The sequence below is a fragment of the Agrobacterium sp. SORGH_AS_0745 genome (assembly GCF_030818995.1).
In the GTDB taxonomy this organism is placed as follows: Bacteria; Pseudomonadota; Alphaproteobacteria; order Rhizobiales; family Rhizobiaceae; genus Agrobacterium; species Agrobacterium tumefaciens.
Genome location: NZ_JAUTBI010000003.1, coordinates 1,057,223 through 1,080,391, shown reverse-complemented (window position 1 = coordinate 1,080,391; position 23,169 = coordinate 1,057,223). Strand labels below are relative to the sequence as shown.

The window sequence follows — 23,169 nt, the reverse complement described above, 5'->3', positions numbered from 1 at the left end:
GGATGTTTAAGTAGTGAACTGCCACCTGCGCCACTATCTTCCTCCTCAGGGACACCAACGGAAGGTAATGACGATGTCTACACGAAAGATCGCACTCTCTGCTCTTGGCGCAGCCCTCTTGCTCGGCTCGGCCGCTACAGCCAGCTTTGCGGCCCCGCCAGCGCACGGCAAAGGCCACGGCGAACGCATGCCGTTCCGCCCGGAACTGGCGTTCGTTCAGCTGCTGAAGGTGGCCGACACCAACAAGGACGGCAAGATTACCAAGGAAGAGTTCGCCGCACGTCAGGACGCACTTTTTGCCGAGATCGACAAGGACAAGGACGGTTCGATCACGCCAAAGGAAATGCGTGAATACCGCCAGGCCAAAATGGAGGCGTTCCGTGCGGCTCATCCGCGCCCAGAGGCTGCTGACGCCAAAGCGGGCGAAGGCAAGGGACCTGAAGGCAAGCGCGCCGAACGCGAACATGGCGGTCGTCAGGGCTGGGGCAAGCATGGCGGCAAGGGTGGGGCGTTCGCGATGATGCGCATGGCCGACACCGATGAAAACGGCCAGGTCAGCAAGGCCGAATTCACCGCAGCCGGCGAAAAAATGTTCGAACGGCTGGACAGGAACAAGGACGGCGTCATCTCTATCGATGATATGCCAGACCGCCCGTTCCTTTAATCACATAAGAAAAAGCCCGCTCAATCGGCGGGCTTTTTTCCTTTCAATGCAGGCTGACGGTTTTCAGATCGTCTTCGGCAGCCTTGAAAAACGTGCTGGAACGATTGTCTGTCAGGAGGATCGGCGTGCCATCCGCGCCAAACAGGGCCCAGAGATCGAGTTGCGGATCGAGATCAGGCGCTTCCGGGAAACAGCGGCTTACGTCTTCCGCACGGATTTTACGGATATAGCCCACTTCTCCCTCGCCGATATGAGCGAGCTGGGACCGGGTGAGACGCGCATGCGCTTCTTTTAAAAGCATATTTCAGCCTCCTTCTTCACGCCGAGCGATTCGTGTCGGATTCCGGCGTTCACGTTCTACTCTGAGACGGAAATATTAATTTTCTTTACCACGTTTGAAATTTCGGGCTTCACCAGATCGATGGCAAGAAGGCCATTGCGCAGGCGCGCGTCCCTCACCTGCATGCCGTCTGCAAGCACGAAGACCCGCTGGAATTGCCGGGCAGCGATACCCCGGTAGAGAAAATCCCGCTTTTCCTGCTCCTGCTGGCGACCGCGAATGACGAGCTGGTTGTCGGCCGTCGTCACATCCAAATCGTCCTGCGAAAAACCGGCGACTGCAATCGTGATACGCAGGCGTTCCGGCACGTCTTCAGTGCCGGGCAGGCGCTCGATGTTGTATGGAGGATAGCCATCATTGGCCTTCGCCATACGCTCCAGCGTTTTTTCCATGGCATCAAAACCCAGCAAAAGCGGGTGGGTGAATGGCGTCATGCGGCTCATATCGTCTCTGTCCTTGCAACCAAGCGACGTTTCGCGGTCCCGCTTCCGGCAACCCTGCCGGTCAATCTTACCGGCTCTACGCAATATGGGAAGCAAAACCACGATGCGCAAGGCGGGGCCACAAGGCAAAGGCGGGCACGCTGAGGAATGAGACTTGACAAGTGAGCGTCCGCCGCTCGAAAAAAGCGCCTTATCTCAACGGCGGGCAAGACATGGCAGAACGCAGAAAAATCATCATAGACACGGATCCAGGTCAGGACGACGCGGCAGCGATCATGCTGGCTTTCGCAAGCCCGGAAGAAATTGAAATTCTCGGTCTGTGCGCCGTCGCCGGCAATGTTCCGCTGAAACTGACCAGCCGCAACATCCGCATCATCTGCGAATTGTGCGACCGCACCGATATTCCCGTCTATGAGGGTGCCGAGCGGCCACTGGTACGAAAGCCCATCACTGCCGAGCATGTTCACGGCAGCACCGGCCTTGATGGCCCGGTTCTCGACGAGCCGACGATGGAGGCACAAAAGCAGCACGCCGTCGATTTCATCATCGAAACGCTGCTGCGGGAGCCTGCGGGCACCGTGACCCTCTGCACGCTCGGCGCGTTGACCAATGTGGCGCTGGCCTTGCAAAAGGCCCCTGAGATTGCCGGCCGCGTCAAGGAACTGGTGATGATGGGTGGTGGCTTCTTTGAAGGCGGCAACATCACACCGGCTGCGGAATTCAACATCTATGTCGATCCGCAGGCTGCCGATATCGTCTTCCGTTCCGGCGTGCCCATCGTCGTGATGCCGCTTGACGTAACCCACCAGTTGCTGACCACCAAGGCGCGTGTCAGCCGCATTCGCGATATAGGCACACGCCCGGCAATCGCCATGGCGGAAATGCTGGAATTCTTCGAGCGTTTCGACATCGAGAAATACGGTTCGGACGGCGGCCCCCTGCACGATCCAAGCGTCATCGCCTATCTCCTCAAGCCCGAGCTGTTTCAGGGCCGCGATTGCAATGTCGAAATCGAGGTCAATTCCGAACTGACCATGGGCATGACGGTGGTGGATTGGTGGCGGGTGACCGAGCGCCCGGTCAACGCCCGCGTGATGCGAAATGTGGATGCGGACGGCTTTTTCGAATTGCTGACGGAACGTTTCGCCCGCCTCTGATGGGAACGCAGACATGAAAAGGGCCGCTGGCATGACCAGCGGCCCTTTCATTTGGAACCACGGGATATTCTCAGAACTCGGTCCAGTCGTCCTGTGCCAGCGCGTTTGCGCCGCTGGTTCTTGGGCGGGAACGTTGGGTCGCAGCCGAGCGGCCCGATGCCTGTGACGGGGCGACAGGCGCACGCATTGCCGCCGCGGTGGCGCGCAATTGCTGGCCGGACTGGCTGGAATGACCGCCGGATACGGAGAAACCGGCAACGAGCGATTTCAGCGTTTCCGCCTCGCTGTTCAGCGTCACGCTTGCCGCCGTTGTTTCTTCCACCATGGCAGCATTCTGCTGGGTGACCTGATCCATCTGGGTGACGGCGGAATTGATTTCCTTGAGACCTACCGCCTGCTCGCTGGCAGAGGCCGAAATCTGCCGTATCAGCTGGTTGATCTGCAGAACCTGATCGGCAATCTTTCTCATCGTCTCGCCGGCCTTGCCGACCAGCTGGACGCCCTCGCCCACCTGCCTTGCGGAGGTGTTGATCAGACCTTTGATCTCCTTCGCGGCCGTCGCGGAACGTTGCGCCAGTTCACGTACTTCCTGCGCGACGACGGCAAAACCCTTGCCAGCCTCGCCCGCACGGGCAGCTTCCACACCGGCATTCAGCGCCAGAAGGTTGGTCTGGAAAGCGATTTCGTCGATTACCCCGATGATGCGGGAGATTTCCGCCGAGGATTGAGCGATGCCTTCCATGGAACTGACGGCCTGCTGCACGACCTCGCCCGACTTGCCGGCGTCGTCGCAGGCGTTGCTGACAGCTGTCGCCGCCTGCGCTGCGTTTTCCGCACTGGAATTGACCTGCGCCGTCAGCTGGTTGAGGGCGGCAGCGGTTTCTTCCAGGCTTGCAGCCTGCTGTTCCGTGCGGTGGGAGAGATCGCTCGCAGCGCGGGTGATCTCGCCGGTGCCGTTGCCGATGCTGGCAACGGTTCCGTTGACGGTGGAAACGGTTTCCTCGAGGCTGGCGAGCGCCGAGTTGAAGTCGTTGCGCAGCTTTGCATATTCACCGTGGAACTGGTCCTCGATGCGATAGGTCAGATTGCCCTGCGAGAGCGCATTGAGACCTGCACCGAGTACGCTCACGATATGTTGCTGCATCCGGCTGTTCTCATTGCGCTCGGATTCGGACCTTTGGCGCTCCGTTTCCGCATTGCCACGCTGCACGGCGGCATCCGCTTCCATTTCGCGGATACCGGCAAGCTTCGCACGGAAGCCTTCCAGAGCCGTTGCCACCGCGCCCGTCTCATCCCTGCGGTCCTGTCCGGAAACCGGCACATCGTAACGACCGTCGCTCAGTGTTTTCACATCGGAGACCAGCGAGGCGAGCGGATTGCGGACGAAATAGCGGACGGAGAAATAGAGCGCGGCAATAACCGCCGCAAGAATGACGATCGCCCCGAGGATCATCAGATAAGTCTGTTCCTGCACCGGCGCGTTCAACGCCTGATGCGGGATATCCACCAGAACCACCCAGGTGGCATTGAGGCCCGGAACCGCAAACGGATAGACAAGGCGGTTATAGGGCGCGTCGGTATCAAGACCGAGATTTTCGATCAGGCCCTGCTTGCCGGATGTGATCGCCGCCTGAACGGTGCTTGCACCCTCTCCGTCATAGGCCTTCATGTTCTGCTCGGGCGTCGGCGGTACCAGCCATTGGCCGCCCTGCGAAATGAGTGTCACACGGCCGGTTTCGAAAGGATGCAGCGCCTGCAGCTTCTGCGACAGAGCTGCCAGAGAGATATCGACCCCCGCCACACCAATCATCTTACCATCAGACATGACGGGATAGGCAAGCGAGGTCATTGTGGTGGGCACTTCCGTGCCTTCGGCCAGATAGGGCTGGGTAATGGCGCCTTTGCCGGATTTGGCAGCGAGCGAATACCACTCCGCCGCATAGTCGTTCTTGAAGGTCGAAAACTGGATGTCGCCTTTCTGGGTCTTCGACCAGTAGGGGGCAAATGCACCCGTTGCATTGGTGCCGAGATCGAGCCTGTTGGCGATCTCGGTGGTCTGTCCGTCGAAAAGGCCCAGCTGCTCACAGAACCAGCTTCCGAAAGCGAAAGCATTCTGCTCGACATTGGCCTTGAGGATGTTGACGATGCCGGGGCGGTCCATCGATTTCGCCTGGTGCGCACGGCCGATGATACCGGCCATGGAGCGGGCAGCGCTACCGAGTTCACCGACATCGGCGGCGATGACGTTGGCGATGGCGCGTGCCTCGGTGTTCGCCTGATCCATGGTCAGCGAATGGACACGGTCGCTGGTCTGGGAAATGAGGAAGGAATTCGATGCGACAAGGACCGTGGTGATTGCACAGCCGGTTACAAGGATCAGCTTGGTCGCAAGCGACTTCACTTTGAAATTGAACATTTTGGCCTCGATCAAATCGCCGGCCGAAAAGGCTGGCGTCAACGGATGAGAAATCTCCGTCATGGAGGCCCGCCCGCTGGGGGCAGTGCGCTGCAACGCGACGAGGGGAAATTAGAATATCTTTGCTAATTAACCCCTAAAATTCCCCCGTCGCATCGAGCCGAAATCAGTGCTCGTAATAGGCGGATACGATGTTCCATGCATCGTCGGCCGTTTCGGCGAAATGTAGCAGCTCCATATCTTCGGGCGCAATGGTTCCGAAATCCGCGAGGAATCCGAAATTGACGACGGAGCGCCAGAATTTCTCTCCGAAGAGAATGAGCGGGATGGGCGCCATGCGCTTCGTCTGGATCAGCGTCAGCGTCTCGAAGAGTTCATCGAGCGTGCCGAAACCGCCGGGGAAGATCACCACGGCCTTGGCCCGCATCAGAAAATGCATCTTGCGGATGGCGAAATAGTGGAAGTTGAAGCTCAGCTCCGGCGTGACATAGGGGTTGGGCGCCTGCTCATGCGGCAGAACGATGTTGAGGCCGATGGACGGGCCTCCGACATCGGCTGCGCCGCGATTGCCTGCTTCCATCACGCCGGGACCACCACCAGTGACCACGACATATTCCAGATGGTCCGATTTCGCGCCGTAGTCGGTGCAGAGCCGGGCGAACTTGCGCGCCTCCTCGTAATAAACCGAGGATTGCTCCAGATTGCGTTTCTGCGTCTCGTTGCGGGCCGCCCAAGCCTCCCCGCCGGGCTCGGGAATGCGCGCGCCGCCGAACATGACGACGGTGGACTTGATGCCCCGCTCGGTCAGCGCCATTTCCGTCTTCAGAAGTTCGAGTTGAAGCCTGACGGGGCGCAACTCCTCGCGGCAGAGAAAATCCATATCCGCGTAGGCAAGCCGGTAGGATGGGGAATCCGACTGCGGTGTTTTGGGAATGACATCGGCCTGCTGCTTGTCCGCAGAGCTACGCTTCAACGGGTCCCACACCCCATCCTTGCGCCGCAATTTGCCGTTTTTCAGTCGTGTCATTTCCAAGCCTTTCGTCTGGTGCGCCAAATCACCCAAATCACATTGACGCCTTTCCAACACTCCCTTAGATCAAATGACCATAGCCTTCCAGCGGCGCGGGACCATCCGTGGCCAAGAACACACGCGACATTCAAGGAATTTTCCATGAGCCTTCCGGATCTCACCTCTCTCGAAACCACCATCGAAACAGCCTTCGACAACCGTGACGGTGTGAACGTATCGACAAAGGGCGAGGTTCGCGACGCGGTGAACACATCTCTTCAACTTCTCGACAGCGGCAAGGTCCGCGTCGCCGAAAAGCAGGCGGACGGGAACTGGAAAGTGAACCAATGGCTGAAAAAGGCCGTGCTCCTCTCCTTCCGTCTGAACGACATGGAGATCGTCACCGGCGGCCCCGGTGAATCCACCTGGTGGGACAAGGTGCCGTCGAAGTTCGAGAACTGGGGTGAAAACCAGTTCCGCGCTGCGGGCTTCCGCGCAGTGCCTAACGCCGTCGTGCGCCGCTCGGCCTATGTGGCCAAGAACGTGGTGCTGATGCCTTCCTTCGTCAATCTCGGCGCCTATGTCGATGAAGGCACGATGGTCGACACCTGGGCGACGGTCGGCTCCTGCGCGCAGATCGGCAAGAACGTGCATCTGTCCGGCGGCGTTGGCATCGGCGGCGTTCTGGAGCCGCTTCAGGCCGGCCCGACCATCATCGAGGACAATTGCTTCATCGGTGCACGTTCGGAAGTCGTAGAAGGCTGCATCGTGCGCGAAGGCGCCGTTCTCGGCATGGGCGTCTTCATCGGCAAGTCGACCAAGATCGTCGATCGCGCCACCGGCGAGATCACCTATGGCGAAGTGCCACCCTATTCCGTCGTCGTTGCCGGCACCATGCCGGGCAAGCCGTTCCCGAACGGCGAGCCGGGCCCGAGCCTTTATTGCGCCGTCATCGTCAAGCGCGTCGATGAAAGGACCCGCTCCAAGACCGGCATCAACGAGCTTCTGCGCGACTGATAAAAGCTGATACCATGACCACGACCGATCCCGTTGCCAATCTCGCCGCCCTCATCCGTTGCCCTTCGGTGACACCAGCCGAAGGTGGCGCGCTATCCCTGCTAGACACCCTGCTTTCACCGCTTGGCTTTGCGGTGGAAAAGATGGTGGCGACGGAAGCGGGAACGCCTGACGTTGAAAACCTCTACGCCCGGCTTGGCACGGAAGGTCCGCACCTGATGTTTGCGGGCCATACCGATGTCGTTCCGGTGGGCGACGAGGCGGCATGGAGCCATCCGCCCTTTGCCGCTGAAATTGCCGGCGGCGAAATGTTCGGCCGTGGTGCGGTGGACATGAAGGGCGGCATTGCCTGTTTCGTTGCCGCCATTGCCCGCTACATCGAGAAACACGGAAAACCGAAAGGTTCCGTTTCTTTCCTGATCACCGGTGACGAGGAAGGCCCCTCGATCAACGGCACCTCCAAGCTGCTGGAATGGGCCGCCGCCAAAGGCGAGACATGGGATGCCTGCGTGGTGGGTGAACCGACCAACCCCGACCAGCTGGGCGACATGATCAAGATCGGCCGCCGGGGATCGATTTCGGGCCGCATCACCGTGCATGGCGTGCAAGGTCATGCCGCATATCCGCATCTGGCCGACAACCCCATTCGCGGGCTGCTGCAACTGACCCACGCGCTGATGCATCCGCCCTTCGATCACGGCACGGACGACTTCCAGCCGTCCAATCTGGAAGTGACGACCATCGACACCGGCAATGCCGCCACAAATGTCATTCCGGCACGGGCGACGGCGTCGTTCAACATCCGTTTCAATGACAGCTGGACGGTGGAGAGCCTGCGGGCGGAAATCATCCGCCGCCTCGATGCCGCCGCTGCCGAAGGAGAACTTCGTCCCGACCGCAGCCCGGTCAAATATGAGATCGTCTGGGCCGACCGTCCGGCCCATGTTTTCCTGACCCGGAACAATGCGCTCATCTCGTCGCTTTCCGGCGCCGTGGAAGCCGTGACAGGCAAGGAGCCCAAGCTTTCGACTACCGGCGGCACGTCTGATGCGCGTTTCATCAAGGATTATTGCCCCGTCGTGGAATTCGGCCTCGTCGGGCAGACCATGCATATGGTCGATGAGCGCGTGGAAGTCGCCGATCTGGAGACGCTGACACGCATCTACGAGACCTTCATCGAACGCTGGTTCTCCCATGCCGACGGCAAGTGAAGTAAGGCTCTATCTGAAAGGCCTCTGGCTGCTGCTGCTCGGCGACCACACCGGCGCGCGTTATCTGGACCTTTCCGAGCGCGGCATGTGGCGGTCCTTCTACTCCGCCCTCTGGTGCCTGCCGGCCATGCTGGTGTCCTGGCTGTGGCTGCGCGCTGCGTTCCTGGCAAGCTATCCGCCCGGAACAGGAACGGGGTTCATCTTCTTTTTCCGCCTTGCGATGGTCGAGGCTATCTGCTGGATCGTGCCGCTGCTGTTGATCCGCATGCTGCTGTTCGCCTTTGGCGCACGGGAAAAATTCACCGCACTGGTCACCACCATGAACTGGCTGTCGCTGCCGTTTTCCTATGCCTATGCGGTTCTGATCCTGATCGCGTTTTTTCTGCCGCCCTTGCAGGGGCTGATCGCCATTCTCTGGCTGGCACTCCTGCTGTCGCTGGTCTTCGCCTTTTCGCGGATCGTGCGCTTCTTCATCCGCGACCAGTCGTTGCTTGTCTCGGCGATCGTCATGACCCTGCTGGTGCCGGGCATGCTTCTGTCCGAGGCGCTGCAGCGTTTTCTCGGCGTTTATCCGGCCTGAGAAACGAGACACTTTAGTCGGTGTCTTCGACCGTCTCGACCTTTGAATAGACCCGCGGCGGAATGACGTCGGGATAATCGACCTGCATGAAATAGAGACCATCCGGCGGCGCGACGGGGCCGCAAGCTTTGCGATCCCGTGCTTCCAGTGCCGCGCGCACGTCTTCCGGTGTCATGCTGCCTTCACCGGCCATTTTCAGCGTTCCGGCAAAAGAGCGTATCTGGTTGTGGAGAAAGCTCTGCGCGGTGGCGCGTATCTCGATAAGATCGCCATTGCGCGTCACATCCAGCCGGTCGAGCGTTCTGACCGGGCTGCTCGCCTGACAATGAACCGAGCGGAAAGTGGTAAAATCGTGCCGGCCGACGAGCATCTGTGCAGCTTCATGCATGCGTTCGTGGTCCAGATCTTTCGATACCCACCATGCGCGCTTGTGCTCGAGTGCCAGCCGCGCTTTCCGGCAAATGATGCGGTACAGATAATGGCGGCGAAGCGCGGAGAAGCGCGCGTCGAAATCCTCGGTTACAGCCGTTACGTCGACAACCGAGACAGCCTCTTTCGCCATGGCCAGATGAGCGTTGAGAGCATTGCGAAGCTTATATGGCGCCCAATCGCGGGAAAGATCGACATGGGCTACCTGTCCCACGGCATGCACGCCGGAATCGGTGCGGCCAGCGCCGCGAATCGACACAGTCTCGCCGGTCAGCGACCGGACGGCAGCTTCAAGCGCGCCCTGAACTGAAGGGCCGTTATCCTGTCTCTGCCAGCCGAAGTAAGGCGTACCGTCATATTCGACGGTCATGCGGAAACGCGGCATCAGCCGAGCCTCGTTCTGGCGGGAACGGGTGTGCCACGAACGAAATCGGCAGCCGACAGCGGCTTGCCACCCGCCTTCTGCAAACGGGTAAGCCGCACCGCGCCACTGCCGCAGGCGATGGTCAGGGCTTCATCGAGCACAGCGCCTGCTTCGCCCATACCGCTCGCCAGTTCTGACGCCAGAACCTTCACGCGCTCGGCCTTACCGCCGATTTCCATTTCCAGCCAAGCGCCGGGAAAAGGCGAAAGGCCGCGGATATGGTTATGGACGTCCTGTGCCGGCCGGGAAAAATTAATCCGGGTCTCGCCCTTGTCGATTTTCGAGGCATAAACGACGCCTTCTTCCGGCTGCGCAACGAGAGGAAGATCGTCTGCTTCCAGCTTGTCCATCGCCTGCCGCATCAGCCGCGCGCCTGTCAGCATCAGGCTGTCGTGCAATTCACCTGCCGTGGTATTCTCACCGATCGTGACCTTGGCGGTCAGCGCCACCGGGCCGGTATCCAGCCCCTTTTCCATTTTCATGACCATCATGCCCGTCTCGGCATCGCCAGCCATGATCGCCCGCTGAATGGGAGCAGCGCCGCGCCAGCGCGGCAGCAACGAGGCGTGGCCGTTATAGCAGCCAAGGCGCGTACCGCTCAGGATAGCCTCGGGCAATAGCAGCCCATAGGCAACGACAACCGCGACATCGGCGTTGAATTCCCTGAATTGCTGCCGGTCTTCCTCGGCCTTGAAATTCACCGGCGTCAGCACGGGCAGACCCAGCAGTTCGGCCGCCTGATGCACCGGCGATTTCTGCAGATCGAGGCCACGGCGACCGCCTGGACGCGGCGGCTGCGTATAAACGGCAACGACCTCGTGACCAGCGTCCACCAATGCACGCAGCGTGGGAACGGAAAAATCCGGCGTGCCCATGAAAATGATGCGAAGAGCCATATCGCCCCCTGCCCTCTATGCCGGTCCGTCTACATATTTAAGACGAATCAGACCTTAGCGCGGGCTGCTTTGGTGAATTTCTTGATGACCATTTCTCGCTTCAGGCGCGAAATATGGTCGATGAACAGAATGCCGTTCAGGTGGTCGATCTCATGCTGCAGACACGTCGCCAGAAGTCCGTCCGCATCGACCGTCTGCTGCTTGCCGTCACGATCGACATATCGCACTGTTAGGGATGCGGGACGCTCTACCTCGGCATAATAATCGGGAATGGAGAGACACCCTTCCTCATAGGCCGAGACGTCGTCCGACACTCTGAGGATTTCCGGATTGATGAAGACGACCGGCTTTTTCTCCTCGTCCTCGCGCGAAACGTCGATCACCAGCATGCGGCGCGGCACGCCCACCTGAATGGCGGCAAGGCCGATACCCGGCGCATCATACATGGTTTCAAGCATATCGTCGGCAAGGCGCAACACTTCGGCATCCACCTGTTCGATGGGCCTTGATTGCTGGCGCAGCACGGGATCGGGCAAAATGATAAGCGGTTTGATAGTCATGGCTTCCCATAACGTATCTCTTGCGCGGAGGAAATAAAAAATACGCGGTCGAAATGAGACCTTCGGCTGGTTTTGCCCGACTCAATTCCGCCGCATGAATGTTCTTGTTTTGATCTTACGAATCACTGGAAATCTGGTAGATTTAGCCATGAGTATCGATTTCTCTTTTCTCCTCGATCCCGCCATGCGGGCCGGCTCCGTCGACATCAGCTTCGGCGGGCTTCTTGCGGCTCTCGTTTTCGGCCTGTTCCGCTTTTTGGATGGTCACGAAAAGTCGTGGGAAAAAAGCGGAAGCCGATGGTGAAATTTCCGATCTGTTGAAAACCCAGTCGGAACTGCACGGCCGGATCGCGGCGATGGCCGAGACGCTCGGCACGCGCCAGAGCGAGATGGGCCAGACGATCAACCAGCGCCTCGACGGCATGTCGCAGCGGCTGGGCGAGACGCTGACCGAGCAGACCCGGTCGACACACGAGAATCTAAGCCGCCTGCAGGAGCGGCTTGCGGTTATCGATGCCGCCCAGGGTAATATTCAGGATCTGGCAAAGGACGTGGTCGGGCTTCAGGCGATCCTCTCCAACAAGCAGACGCGCGGCGCTTTCGGGCAGGCGCGGATGGAAGCGCTGATCGCCGATGCGCTTCCCGCCGGGGCCTTTCAGCTTCAGCCCACGCTTTCGAATGGCTACCGACCAGACTGCATCATCAGGATGCCGAACAACGCCCCGTCCCTCGTCATCGACGCCAAGTTTCCGCTGGAGGCGTGGAATGCGCTGAAGGCGGATGAAACGCCCGAGGGCAAACGGGCTGCGACCCAGCAGTTCCGCCGCGATATGGAAGTGCATATTCGCGACGTGGCTGAGAAATATCTGATACGCGGCGAAACGCAGGATACGGCCTTCATCTTCGTGCCGTCGGAATCGATCTTCGCCGATATTCACCAGCATTTCGAATATCTGGTACAGCGTGCCCATCGCGCTCGTGTCGTCATTGTCTCGCCATCGCTTTTGATGCTGTCGGTGCAGGTTATCCAGTCGGTGCTGAAGGACCAGCGCATGCGCGAGCAGGCGCACCTCATTCAGGGTGAAGTCGCGCTTCTCATGGATGACGTGCGGCGGCTGGACGACCGGACGCGCAAGCTGCAAGCCCATTTCGGGCTGGCGCAGAAAGATGTCGACATGATGCTGATTTCCTCCGACAAGGTGCTGGCGCGTGGCCAGAAGATCGAGGGCCTCGATTTTTCGCCGACGGAAAAGGAGACCTCCCACAGCGAAATCGAGCAGGCGCGACGCTTTGCAGAGAACAGGGCAGGAACGGCCAAGTTGCGGGTGGTTGACGACGAGTGATCCCCTCGGGCAAAGTCGCCGCCTTGCTTTGAATTTCATACGGACATGCCCTGATGATTACTGTTTTCGGCTCCATCAACATGGATCTCGTCGCCACCGCCAAACGCCTGCCCAAACCCGGTGAAACCGTGACGGGAGAGACCTTTTCCACGGCGGCCGGCGGAAAGGGAGCCAATCAGGCGCTTGCCGCACGGCGCGCAGGTGCAACAGTCAAAATGGCGGGCGCTACGGGTGATGACACCTTTGCCGCGCCAGCGCTGACATTGCTGCGCGATGCCGGCACCGATCTTTCGCTCGTCAAGACCGCGCCCGGCCCCACGGGAACCGCCGTAATCCTGATCGGTGAAGGCGGGGAGAACATGATCTCGGTCATTCCCGCCGCCAATGGCGAAGTTTCCGCATCCGACGCCGCAAGAGCCGTGGCGGAGATGGCACCGGGCGATATTCTGATGCTTCAGTTCGAGGTGCCCGCACCCTCAATCGAAGCAGCACTGACGGCCGCGAAGGCTAAACGCATCACCACTATCATCAATACCGCGCCGCTGACCGCGGACGGGCCGCGCCTTGCCAGCCTTGCCGATATCGTCATCGCCAATGAGACCGAGTTCGAACTACTGATCGGCAAAAACGGACTTTCAGCCTCCGAACGGGAAAATGAACTCAAATCCCTGCATGAGCAGACCGGCCAGACATTGATCGTGACGCTTGGTGCTGATGGCGTGATCGCCATTCGCAACGGCAAGGTCTTCAAGGCGTCCGGTCTCAAGATCGAGCCGGTCGATACTGTCGGCGCTGGCGATACATTCTGCGGTTATCTCGCCGCCAGCCTCGATCAGGGTATGGATTTCGAAAAGGCGCTGAAGCGCGCCGCCGTCGCAGGCTCGCTCGCCTGCACCCGCGCCGGCGCCCAGCCTTCCATTCCGGTTGCTGCCGAAGTGGACGCGAATATCTGACGGTTCGAGCTGTTAAACGCGAATGAAAGTGAGATAGGCCGAGCTGCGGCCTTCTCTTTTCGCCTTGTTCTCATAACGCGTGCCCGGCCAGTTGGCATAGGGGGTGTGCCAGTCCTCGGCACTTGCCGCCGTCCACTCGAAACCGCCGTGGCGAGCGCAATGCTGTAGCGTCCAGTTGACGTAGGTATCGATATCGGAAGCAAAGCAGAACTTGCCACCGGGTTTCAGGACGCGATGGAAACGGGCAAGATTGACGTCGGAAACGAAACGGCGCTTCCAGTGCTTCTTCTTCGGCCAAGGATCGGGATAGAGAAGATCGATGTGATCGATCGACCCATCCGGCAGCCAATCCAGCAATTGCGTCGCGTCATCATCGTAAAGGCGGATATTCATCAACTCGCCTTCACGCACGCTTGCCAGCAGCTTGGCCATGGAATTGACGAAGGGCTCGACGCCGATAAAGCCGGTCTCAGGATTTTCAACCGCGCGGTGGGCAAGGTGCTCGCCGCCGCCGAAACCGATTTCCAGACGCACCGATTTCACATCCGCCGGAAAGAGAGCGACGAGATTTTTCGGAGGCGCGCTTTCCAGATCGATTTTCAGCAAAGGCAGCAGGTTTTCGATCGTATCGATCTGCTGATTGCGCAGGGGCTTGCCCTTGCGTCTGCCAAAAAACGCTTCCGTTGCGCGCGAACGCCGCTCTTCCGTCATGTCATACTCTCAAGAACAAATAGACTAAACCCGCACAGGGCCACTTGAATGGCACTATGCGGGTTACAAATGGTGCAACCGGTATCTCTCAATCCCCATCGAATGACAAGGCTTAGAACAAGTCCCCGCATTTTCCGAACGTAAAATCGCTACGCAATTTTACTGGAAATGCCTCAAGCGCTCAAAGCTTCCTTGAGCGGCTTCACCAGATCGAGCTTCTCCCAGGAGAAGGAACCGTCACGGCCCGCCTTGCGACCGAAATGGCCGTAGGAGGACGTCTTGGCATAGATCGGCTTGTTGAGATCGAGATGACGGCGAATGCCCGACGGCGACAGATCCATGACCTTGCGGATGGCGCCTTCGACCTGATCTTCGCTGACCTTGCCGGTACCGTGCAGATCGACATAAATCGACAGAGGCTGGGCGATGCCGATCGCGTAGGAAATCTGAATGGTGCAGCGCTCGGCCAGACCGGCAGCCACCACGTTCTTGGCCAGATAGCGGGCAGCATAGGCCGCGGAACGGTCGACCTTGGTCGTGTCCTTGCCGGAGAATGCACCGCCGCCATGGGGGGCAGCACCGCCATAGGTGTCCACGATGATTTTGCGGCCGGTCAGACCCGCATCGCCATCCGGACCACCAATGACGAATTTGCCCGTCGGGTTAATATACCACTGGCAATCATCGGCGATCTTCAAGTCACCCAGAGCTTCGCGGATATAGGGTTCGACAACTTCGCGAACCTTCTTCGAATCCCAGCTGGCATCGAGATGCTGCGTGGACAAAACGATGGACACGGCTTCCGAAGCCTTGCCGTCGACGTAACGAACCGTCACCTGGCTCTTCGCGTCGGGACCGAGTTTCGCAGCTTCGCCTTCGCCGCTTTTACGGGCGGTCGCGAGCAGCTGCAGAATACGGTGGGAATAATAGATCGGAGCCGGCATCAGGTCCGGCGTTTCCTTGCAGGCGTAACCGAACATGATGCCCTGGTCGCCGGCACCCTCGTCGCCCTGCTTGTCGGAGGCGTTGTCCACGCCCTGCGCGATATCCGCCGACTGCGGATGCAGGAGAACGTCGATCTTTGCCGTCTTCCAGTGGAAACCATCCTGCTCGTAGCCGATGTCGCGGATCGCCTTGCGGGCAGCCGACTTGAACTTCGAGGGATTGATGACCGGGTGGCCGGCAGCATCCTTGAGAACCTTGCCGTCCTTGTCCTTTTTCAGCAGGGTATCGGGAACCCGAACCTCACCGGCGATAATGACGCGGTTCGTCGTCGCAAGCGTTTCGCATGCGATGCGCACGGTCCAGGGGTCGACACCCGTCTTGGATGCCTCACGATAGATGAGATCCACGATTTCATCGGAAATACGATCACAAACCTTGTCCGGATGACCTTCGGCCACGGACTCGCTGGTGAACAGGTAATTGGCACGCATGCGGGATTCCCCTCAAAGAACGGTCTTCGAGTTTGTTAGTCATTTCGGCCATGAAAGACAAGGACACAACCACATAAATATATCTTTATGTGAGAATTCCTTTCTAATTGGGCACAAAAAAACGGCCCTTGCGGACCGTTGAGTGTCCAGCGCCGTACGCTGGAAAATAAAGCAGTCGCCTGCGAGTGCTACTCAGCATCCCCTTCGGCGGCGAGCGACTTCACGAGATCAACGAGGCGGCGGCGAACCTTCGGGTCGGCGATCTTCACGAAAGCGCGGTTCAGTTGCAAGCCTTCGGCAGACGACAGGAAATCCACCACGTAATTGGAACTCGATGCTTCTGCCATGCCCGTCGTGCCGACGGCCTGATCACCCGGCGCGTCCTCGAAGAAGAAGGACACCGGCACATTCAGGATCGCGGAAATATTCTGCAGGCGGCTGGCGCCCACGCGGTTCGTGCCCTTTTCATACTTCTGAATTTGCTGAAAGGTAATTCCGAGGCTTTCACCCAGCTTTTCCTGGCTCATGCCCAGCATGGTTCTGCGAAGACGAATTCGGCTTCCGACATGAATGTCGATGGGGTTAGGCTTTTTCTTATTTTCGGTCATCATGCGGTCCTGACACTCGGAAAGGGTTGATATCTCGTTTCATTGCTTATTCGAAGAAATGAGCTGGTATTTCGACAGCGTCTAAACTTGTTTTACGACTGACGTATTCACTATGCAATTGTAGGGGTTCCCGGTCAATTCTGGCGCCTGGCAAAACGCCAGGCAGAAAATACCGAAACGGTCAGCATGATAGAAAAAATCAACCAGAAATACGTCCGATGTATGTCGTAAGTAACAGCGTCATTTGACCCACCACTCAAGGTGGCGTCAACAATTCCGACCCGGCCGTAATCCAACCCGGCAATAATACGACCATAGGGATCTATAACGGCGGAAATTCCGGTATTAGCGCCGCGAATCACCGGCACTCCCGTTTCAACGGCCCGTACTCTTGCCTGCAGAAAATGCTGATAAGGGCCGGGTGTATCGCCGAACCAGCCATCATTCGTGACGTTCAGGATCGCTGCGGCGCCCGCCAGACCAGGGGTCATCTCTTCGGGAAAAATGATCTCGTAGCAGATCAGGGGATAGAGGGTTTTACCGGAAGGAAGCGTCAAAGGCGTGCGCGAAGACGCGGCTGAAAAGCCGCCCGGCAGGCTGATGACATTATTGATGCCGAATCCCCGTAGAATATCTTCGAAAGGGACATATTCTCCAAAGGGTGTCAGATGGACCTTGTCGGTCGCGCCGATGATCTCGCCCTGACTGTCAATCGCATAGACCGAATTGTAGTAACGCGGAGGCCGGCCGGCACCGGCATCTTCCATTCTGACCGCACCGGTAAACAGGACCTGCCCGTCTTCAAGCGTCTTGGCGATTTCCGCCAGAGCGTCCGGATTTTGCGTCAGGATGAAAGGCACGGAGGTCTCCGGCCAAACAATGATATCTGGGCGTTTTTTTCCTTCGCCAGGCGGCAGGCCCGTCAAGCGCAGATGCTCGCTGAAAATCTCGGCCCTGTCTGCATTCAGCATCTTGCGGGACTGGTCGATCGACGGCTGCACGATCCTCACGGTCAGCGCGTCCGCAGGTGTCTCCAACGGTGTCTGAAGGCGGTAAAAGCCATAACCAAAATGGCCAGCCAGCAGCAGGCCCGCCGCAATGAGACCCGGCCACATGCCTTTTTTCGTGCCGATCAAGGCAGGCGAGGCGAAGATGAAGACGGCAAGCGTGGTGACACCAAAAAGACCAAGCAGATGCGCCGACTGCATCATGATCGGCACAGGCATGATGCCATAACCGATGGCGTTCCAGGGAAAGCCAGTTGCTATGAAGCTGCGGAGCCATTCCAAAAGGCCGAATGCGGCCGCAAGTGCGGCGATACGGCCGAGACCGTCCGACCAGACGATATTGGCGGCTGCGACCGCAAAACCGTAAAACACGGCGAGAACAGCCGGAAGGCCGAGGATGGCGAGCGGTAGCGCCCAGGCGAACTCGTCAGCTTCCAGCAGGAGCGCATTGCCCAGCCACCACAGGCCCGCCACGAAATAACCAAGGCCGAAACACCAACCGATGCCGAAAGCGGGCATGATGCGGCTGAAGATGCCGCCGCCCGGCTTGCCGGTGCAGCCATCGACCAACCAGACAAGCAGGGTGAAAGACAAAAAAAGCGCTGCGAAAAAGCCAACCGGAGGCAAGGCAAGCGCTCCAACCGCGCCTGCGGCAATCGCCATCACTGCGCGGCTTTTGCCGCCGGCCAGCATTACCCTGCCTGCAAGACGCTCCATGCCATCTCCGTTTAATGCCCACCCGGAAAAGCCCAACCCGGCATGGCCGCGCAAAGGAATTTCCCTTTAGACTCGACGTAAAGGAAAAAAGATTCGCAGTCCACAGAAGGGATGATCGCCGGAGCACCGTGCGTCCTTTTGGACTCTTGATGACGCGTTCAAGGAGCGGAGGCGACGGGGAGCATCCCGTCGCCCACCTCAGTCAGCGTTTTGCTGGTGGGTGATGAGGCGAACATCCGGCGCGGGCAGCGGAATAACCTCATCGGCATCGGCATCGCCCGGCGCGCGGTCATCCTGCCCTTCCGAGCCATGATCGCGGACGATACGGACACCCTTGATACGCCTTGTATCCGCATCGAGGATCTGGAACTCGAAACCAGGTACGGCCCTGACCACTTCACCCTTGGCCGGAATGCGGCCGAGCGCGAAGAATATCAGGCCGCCGAGCGTATCGATTTCTTCAAGATGTTCGCGGACATCGAATTCCGGTCCGATTGCCTCGGCAAGTTCTGTAAGCTCTGCGCGGGCATCCGCCACCAGCACGTCGGCGGATAGACGCGAAAACATCGTCTCGTCCTTGTCGTGCTCGTCATCAATGTCACCCACCACCATCTCGACGATGTCCTCATGGCTGACGAGACCGTCCGTGCCACCATATTCGTCGATCACCAGGGCAAGCTGTGTTCTCTGTGCCTGCATGGTCTTCAAAAGATCGGAGGCCAGCATGGAGGGGGGTGCAAAAAGAATTTTACGCACCAGTCCGGCATCGGCGACCGTCTGTTCCAGATCCACCCGTGCCAGGTCAAAATTCGGTCGCGGCGAGCGCGGAGCCTTCGCCTCGCCATAGGCAACGCCACGCGATCCCACCCGGCGTTTGTTGCGCGCCTGCTTGGCGACATAGGCCAGCAGATCGCGAATGTGGATCATGCCCTTCGGATTATCCAGCGTCTCATCGTAGACCGGCATGCGGGAGCGCCCGGTTTCCTCAAAGAGGATCAGAGCTTCGCCGATGGTCATATTCTGGTCGAGACCGTCGATATCCACGCGTGGGATCATGATATCTTCGACCCGAACCTCCCGGAAACGCAGGATATTGTTCAGCATCGCCCGCTCTTCGGGCGAAAAGGCGGCACCGATTTCGGTGTCGTCCATCAGCGCGTCGGTCAAATCCTCGCGCAGGCGCTCGCCCTGTGACGGTTTCAGCAACCGTCCAATGCGCGACCAGATCGTTGATCTCGGCTTTGCATTGGAGTCGTTCCGTAAATGACTACTGCCCTCCTCCGAGGAGGACTGCTCGCCGTTTTCTCTGCCCTCATTGGCAGGTCGTGCAGAATGTTCGTTCATGGCTCCAGACAATATTCAAAGCGGTTCCTGTCCCGCATAAGGATCAGATAGGCCAAGCACCGCCAAAATGCGAGTCTCAAGCGACTCCATTTCTTCCGCCTCCTCCTCATCCATGTGGTCATAACCGAACAGGTGCAGGAACCCATGAACAAGAAGATGGGTCAGATGATCCTCGAAACTCTTCTCAAGTTCAAGAGCCTCGCGTTCAACCGTCTCGCGCGCGATGACGATATCGCCCAGCATCGGGCCAGGCATGCCGCCCGGTTCCAGCGGAAAAGCGGGGAAAGACAAGACATTGGTTGCCTTGTCCTTGTCGCGCCATTCGGCATTGATTTCCCGGATATTTTCATCGTCGGTAAAGACCAGCGACAGTTCCACCGGCATTTTCGGGAAGGGTTGGTTCTCTTCCCGCTTCAAAAAATCAACCGCTGCATCCAGCGCCTTGGTGGCGAAGGCAAGAAGGTCCTCTTCCGAGGACCAGCCTTCGGCCTCGACGCTGATTTGAATATCCAGAGCTGTCATTGTCTTGCGTCAGTTGCCCTTCAGGAGGCTTTCATCCGGCACCGCCGTGTGGGATTCGTACGCCCGCACGATGCGCGCCACCATCGGATGGCGCACGACGTCCACATCCTTGAAGCGCACGACGGATACACCTTCCACATCGGTGAGGATTTGCAGGGCCTCGACAAGGCCCGACTTCACGCCGCGCGGAAGGTCCACCTGGCTTGGGTCGCCGGTCACGATCATGCGGCCTTTCTCACCGAGACGGGTGAGGAACATTTTCATCTGCATGGTCGTGGTGTTCTGGGCTTCGTCCAGAATGACGGCGGCGTTGGCAAGCGTGCGTCCGCGCATGAAGGCCAGTGGCGCAATTTCGATGACGCCCGCCTGAATGGCGCGCTCCACCTTGTCACCCGGCATCATGTCGTAAAGCGCGTCGTAAAGCGGGCGCAGATAAGGATCGACCTTCTCCTTCATGTCGCCCGGCAGGAAGCCAAGGCGTTCGCCCGCTTCTACTGCGGGACGCGAGAGGATGATGCGGTCGACCGCACCGCGCTCCAGAAGTTGTGCTGCATGCGCCACGGCAAGATAGGTCTTGCCGGTGCCGGCGGGGCCGACGCCGAAAACCAGTTCGGACTGCTCCAGCGCCCGCATGTAGACATCCTGGGTGGGCGTTCGGGCAGCGACGGTCTTCTTGCGCGTGGAAATCTGCGCCATGGAGATCTTCGCCTTGCGCTCCATCGTCGGCAAGGTCAGCTGGTCATCTGCCGCCATGGCCATTCGGATCGCGCCTTCCACGTCGGAAACCTCGGCGGTTCCGCCCTTGAGCAGACGCTCGTAAAGGAAATCCAGCGCCCGGCGAGCCTGATTGGTGGCAACGACATCGCCGGTGATGGCAACGGAATTGCCGCGCGGGCGCGCATCGATGTTGAGGCGTTGTTCCAGCAATTTGAGGTTCTGATCGAACTGACCGAATAGCTCTCCCGCTATCCTGTTATTCTCGAACGTGAGGACGAAGTGATTGGCGTCGGTCGCGGCTTGGCGTGGCTGGCGCGATGAAGGTGATACCAATTCATGTGCGTTCAAGCGGTCAGGCTCCTGTCCCAATCAGTGTCGGCTCCTCACTCTAACTCTCTGCCACCTCGGCAAACAAGCTGTTTGGACCCGTTGCGGTGATTCGTACATTAACAATGTCACCGATTTTCAAAGTCTTTGCATCAAGATTCACAGATTGCAGCCAGGGAGAGCGACCTATCAACTGTTCAGGCATGCGGCCGGGCTTTTCCAGCAACACATCCATCGTCTTTCCGACCAGCGATTCCGCAAATTCCTTCTGCTGCCGCAAGAGCAGCGCCTGCAATCGTTCCAGCCGCTCGGCCTTCACCTCTTCCGCAACCTGATCCGTCAGATCGGCACCCGGCGTTCCTGGGCGTGTGGAATATTTGAATGAAAAGGCCTGCGCATATTTCACCTGTTCGATGATCGCCATCGTGTCTTCGAAATCACGATCCGTCTCGCCGGGGAAGCCAACAATAAAATCCCCGGACATGGCGATATCAGGGCGGGCGGCCCGGATTTTTTCAATGAGCTGGATATATTCCTCACCTGTGTGGCGACGATTCATCGCCTTCAGAATGCGATCCGACCCGGACTGAACAGGCAGATGCAGATAGGGCATCAGAATGCGCAGGTCGCGATGTGCGCCAATCAAGCGGTCATCCATGTCGCGCGGATGGCTGGTGGTATAGCGAAGGCGTGCAAGACCGGGAATTTCCGCCAGCCGGTAAAGAAGCTCGGCAAGTCCCCATTTTTCGCCCTTCGGGTTTTCGCCCTGCCAGGCATTGACGTTCTGGCCGAGCAGCGTGATTTCGCGCACACCGGCATCTACCAGTTTCATCGCCTCATCCACGATCTGGCGCACGGGACGCGAAACTTCCGAACCACGCGTATAGGGCACAACACAGAAGGTGCAGAACTTGTCGCAGCCTTCCTGCACCGTCAAAAATGCCGTGACGCCGCGCGTACGCAGTGTTGCCTTTTCGGCCACCGGCAGATGTTCGAACTTGTCCTCAACGGCATATTCGGTCTCGATGACGCGCTCGCCGCCGCGCACCCGCTTCAAGGCGTCCGGCAGGCGATGATAGGTCTGTGGGCCGATGACGACATCGACGGCTGGCGCACGGCGAAGGATTTCCTCGCCTTCCGCCTGTGCCACACATCCGGCAACGCCGATCACGAATTCGCGGCCCTGTTCTTCGCGCGATTTTTTCATGTCGCGCAGGCGGCCGAGCGCCGAATAGACCTTTTCAGCGGCCTTTTCGCGGATGTGACAGGTGTTCAGAAGCACCAGATCCGCCTCGCCCATATCCTCCGTCTGAACGTAACCGTCCTTCGCCAGCGCATCGCTCATGCGGACGGAATCGTAGACGTTCATCTGACAGCCATAGGTCTTGATGAAGACCTTCCTGCTGTTAGAGCCCTCGCGGGCAATCATTTCGGGGGCATCGAGGCCAAGCGTTTCCTGGGTCATGGCGGTTATCTAGTGTTTTTCACGCCCGGATTAAACAGAAAAATACCGGAAAAGCTGGAATGCTCTATTTCCGCCAGCCACCACGCAGGCTGAAAGCCAACATGGAACGGATAGAAGCGGCGATATCGGTCGCCAGACGCTTGCGGTTATCTGTGCTGTGAAACGGAACGCTGTCGCCGAATGTAACGTCGACGTCGATGGCACCTGCCCTGATGATACCGAGCAGATGCGGCACCAGAGTTATGCTGCCCGGCCAGGCCGCAATGACCCGGTGGTAACGTCCCATGGCCATGCCCTGCACCCGCGTATAGGCGATTGCGACCGGCTGCACATAGACGAGCTTGCCCGGAACCTGCTCGGCAGCCGTGGAGGCTGCGCCAAACAGCGAGGATTTGACGGCAAGCATGCGGTTGCCGTCAGAGGTAGTGCCTTCCGGGAACAACACGACGATCTCGCCATCGGCCATGCGGGCGGCGATCTCGCCGACCTGCGCACCGGTGCTGCGCTTCTGCTCGCGCTGGACGAAGATGCTTTTCTGCAGACGGGCGAGCCAGCCGAAGACGGGCCAGTCACGCACTTCCGTCTTGGCGATGAACACCACGTCGGCAATACTGCCGAGAACGAGAATGTCCTTCCACGAGGCGTGGTTGACCGCCAGCATCAGCGGTTTTGCCCGCTCCACATCCCCATGGACATGCACGCGGATGCCGAGGACATGGCAGGCGATGCAGTGCCAGATGCGGGGAATGCGACGGCGAAGCTGCCAGTCGAAGGCAAGGCCCAACAGTTGCAGCGGCAGCAATATAAGCGTGACGATCAGGAGAACGACCGCAATATAGGCTGTCCGAAGCCACATCATGATTGAACCGTGCG

At 59.0% G+C, this 23,169-nt stretch carries 23 protein-coding genes and 1 pseudogene; 7 read left to right on the top strand and 17 right to left on the bottom strand.

Going from position 1 to position 23,169, the window contains the following annotated elements; all coding sequences use genetic code 11:
• Positions 1 to 67: 67 nt before the first annotated feature.
• Positions 68 to 664 carry an EF-hand domain-containing protein gene (locus QE432_RS14980; RefSeq protein WP_025592284.1) on the top strand — a complete coding sequence of 199 codons (597 nt, stop codon included), beginning with the start codon at positions 68 to 70 and terminating at the stop codon, positions 662 to 664.
• 43 nt (positions 665 to 707) lie between these two features.
• Here the strand turns inward: QE432_RS14980 and QE432_RS14975 are convergent, their stop codons facing one another.
• Both QE432_RS14975 and QE432_RS14970 read right to left on the bottom strand, forming a co-directional pair.
• Entirely contained in the window at positions 708 to 965 is a 258-nt protein-coding gene (locus QE432_RS14975; RefSeq protein WP_003493591.1) for a DUF1150 family protein, read from the bottom strand.
• A 56-nt stretch (positions 966 to 1,021) separates the two neighbouring features.
• The gene (locus QE432_RS14970; protein WP_003514826.1) at positions 1,022 to 1,447 is read right to left on the bottom strand and encodes an Hsp20 family protein; all 426 of its coding nucleotides are present in this window, start codon (positions 1,445 to 1,447) and stop codon (positions 1,022 to 1,024) included.
• A gap of 212 nt (positions 1,448 to 1,659) precedes the next feature.
• On the opposite strand from QE432_RS14970, the gene QE432_RS14965 reads away from it, so the two are divergent.
• On the top strand, positions 1,660 to 2,604 hold the full coding sequence (locus QE432_RS14965; protein WP_013635386.1) for a nucleoside hydrolase: 945 nt from the start codon (positions 1,660 to 1,662) through the stop codon (positions 2,602 to 2,604).
• A gap of 70 nt (positions 2,605 to 2,674) precedes the next feature.
• Here QE432_RS14965 and QE432_RS14960 read toward each other — a convergent pair whose 3' ends face one another.
• On the bottom strand, positions 2,675 to 5,020 hold the full coding sequence (locus QE432_RS14960; protein WP_306627066.1) for a methyl-accepting chemotaxis protein: 2,346 nt from the start codon (positions 5,018 to 5,020) through the stop codon (positions 2,675 to 2,677).
• 166 nt (positions 5,021 to 5,186) lie between these two features.
• Positions 5,187 to 6,047, bottom strand: a complete 861-nt coding sequence (locus QE432_RS14955; protein WP_111782944.1) for an LOG family protein — start codon at positions 6,045 to 6,047, stop codon at positions 5,187 to 5,189.
• A 144-nt stretch (positions 6,048 to 6,191) separates the two neighbouring features.
• On the opposite strand from QE432_RS14955, the gene dapD reads away from it, so the two are divergent.
• The 3 genes from dapD to QE432_RS14940 are packed head-to-tail and all read left to right on the top strand — an operon-like array spanning position 6,192 to position 8,837.
• A complete protein-coding gene (gene dapD, locus QE432_RS14950; protein WP_306624789.1) occupies positions 6,192 to 7,046 on the top strand; it encodes a 2,3,4,5-tetrahydropyridine-2,6-dicarboxylate N-succinyltransferase in 855 nt (284 codons plus the stop codon).
• A gap of 14 nt (positions 7,047 to 7,060) precedes the next feature.
• Positions 7,061 to 8,257, top strand: coding sequence for a succinyl-diaminopimelate desuccinylase (dapE, locus tag QE432_RS14945; RefSeq protein ID WP_113555574.1), 1,197 nt, complete (start codon positions 7,061 to 7,063; stop codon positions 8,255 to 8,257).
• Positions 8,241 to 8,837 (top strand): hypothetical protein, encoded by a 597-nt coding sequence (locus QE432_RS14940; protein ID WP_306624787.1) that lies wholly within the window; start codon positions 8,241 to 8,243, stop codon positions 8,835 to 8,837. The genes dapE and QE432_RS14940 overlap by 17 nt, the downstream gene beginning before the upstream one ends.
• 13 nt (positions 8,838 to 8,850) lie before the next feature.
• Here QE432_RS14940 and truA read toward each other — a convergent pair whose 3' ends face one another.
• The 4 genes from truA to QE432_RS26665 form a co-directional block, all read right to left on the bottom strand.
• Positions 8,851 to 9,651: a tRNA pseudouridine(38-40) synthase TruA gene (truA, locus tag QE432_RS14935; protein ID WP_019564416.1), complete on the bottom strand. Its 801-nt coding sequence runs from the start codon at positions 9,649 to 9,651 to the stop codon at positions 8,851 to 8,853.
• Positions 9,651 to 10,586, bottom strand: coding sequence for a methionyl-tRNA formyltransferase (fmt, locus tag QE432_RS14930; protein WP_111790134.1), 936 nt, complete (start codon positions 10,584 to 10,586; stop codon positions 9,651 to 9,653). Before fmt ends, truA begins: the two co-directional genes overlap by 1 nt.
• A 47-nt stretch (positions 10,587 to 10,633) precedes the next feature.
• Positions 10,634 to 11,146 (bottom strand): peptide deformylase, encoded by a 513-nt coding sequence (gene def, locus QE432_RS14925; RefSeq protein WP_065703749.1) that lies wholly within the window; start codon positions 11,144 to 11,146, stop codon positions 10,634 to 10,636.
• A gap of 142 nt (positions 11,147 to 11,288) precedes the next feature.
• On the bottom strand, positions 11,289 to 11,414 hold the full coding sequence (locus tag QE432_RS26665) for a hypothetical protein (RefSeq protein ID WP_373465142.1): 126 nt from the start codon (positions 11,412 to 11,414) through the stop codon (positions 11,289 to 11,291).
• A gap of 43 nt (positions 11,415 to 11,457) precedes the next feature.
• On the opposite strand from QE432_RS26665, the pseudogene QE432_RS14920 reads away from it, so the two are divergent.
• Positions 11,458 to 12,489 (top strand): annotated as a pseudogene (locus tag QE432_RS14920) (DNA recombination protein RmuC); the annotation flags it as partial.
• Positions 12,490 to 12,542: 53 nt separating this feature from the next.
• Entirely contained in the window at positions 12,543 to 13,442 is a 900-nt protein-coding gene (locus QE432_RS14915; protein WP_306624785.1) for a ribokinase, read from the top strand.
• 12 nt (positions 13,443 to 13,454) lie between these two features.
• On the opposite strand, the gene trmB is transcribed toward QE432_RS14915, so the two are convergent.
• The 9 genes from trmB to QE432_RS14870 form a co-directional block, all read right to left on the bottom strand.
• Positions 13,455 to 14,153, bottom strand: a complete 699-nt coding sequence (trmB, locus tag QE432_RS14910; protein WP_111804315.1) for a tRNA (guanosine(46)-N7)-methyltransferase TrmB — start codon at positions 14,151 to 14,153, stop codon at positions 13,455 to 13,457.
• A gap of 173 nt (positions 14,154 to 14,326) precedes the next feature.
• Complete coding sequence (metK, locus tag QE432_RS14905; RefSeq protein WP_003514808.1) at positions 14,327 to 15,589, bottom strand: methionine adenosyltransferase; 1,263 nt, start codon at positions 15,587 to 15,589, stop codon at positions 14,327 to 14,329.
• Positions 15,590 to 15,777: 188 nt separating this feature from the next.
• The gene (locus QE432_RS14900) at positions 15,778 to 16,197 is read right to left on the bottom strand and encodes a helix-turn-helix domain-containing protein (protein WP_003514807.1); all 420 of its coding nucleotides are present in this window, start codon (positions 16,195 to 16,197) and stop codon (positions 15,778 to 15,780) included.
• A gap of 134 nt (positions 16,198 to 16,331) precedes the next feature.
• Positions 16,332 to 17,921, bottom strand: coding sequence for an apolipoprotein N-acyltransferase (gene lnt, locus QE432_RS14895; protein WP_025592268.1), 1,590 nt, complete (start codon positions 17,919 to 17,921; stop codon positions 16,332 to 16,334).
• 198 nt (positions 17,922 to 18,119) lie between these two features.
• A complete protein-coding gene (locus tag QE432_RS14890; protein WP_003514803.1) occupies positions 18,120 to 19,265 on the bottom strand; it encodes a hemolysin family protein in 1,146 nt (381 codons plus the stop codon).
• A gap of 15 nt (positions 19,266 to 19,280) precedes the next feature.
• Positions 19,281 to 19,787 carry an rRNA maturation RNase YbeY gene (ybeY, locus tag QE432_RS14885; protein ID WP_003514801.1) on the bottom strand — a complete coding sequence of 169 codons (507 nt, stop codon included), beginning with the start codon at positions 19,785 to 19,787 and terminating at the stop codon, positions 19,281 to 19,283.
• A gap of 9 nt (positions 19,788 to 19,796) precedes the next feature.
• Entirely contained in the window at positions 19,797 to 20,852 is a 1,056-nt protein-coding gene (locus QE432_RS14880) for a PhoH family protein (protein ID WP_026330651.1), read from the bottom strand.
• A 40-nt stretch (positions 20,853 to 20,892) separates the two neighbouring features.
• On the bottom strand, positions 20,893 to 22,296 hold the full coding sequence (gene miaB / locus QE432_RS14875) for a tRNA (N6-isopentenyl adenosine(37)-C2)-methylthiotransferase MiaB (protein WP_162701151.1): 1,404 nt from the start codon (positions 22,294 to 22,296) through the stop codon (positions 20,893 to 20,895).
• Positions 22,297 to 22,360: 64 nt separating this feature from the next.
• Positions 22,361 to 23,155 (bottom strand): lysophospholipid acyltransferase family protein, encoded by a 795-nt coding sequence (locus QE432_RS14870; RefSeq protein ID WP_112752227.1) that lies wholly within the window; start codon positions 23,153 to 23,155, stop codon positions 22,361 to 22,363.
• Positions 23,156 to 23,169: the final 14 nt, after the last annotated feature.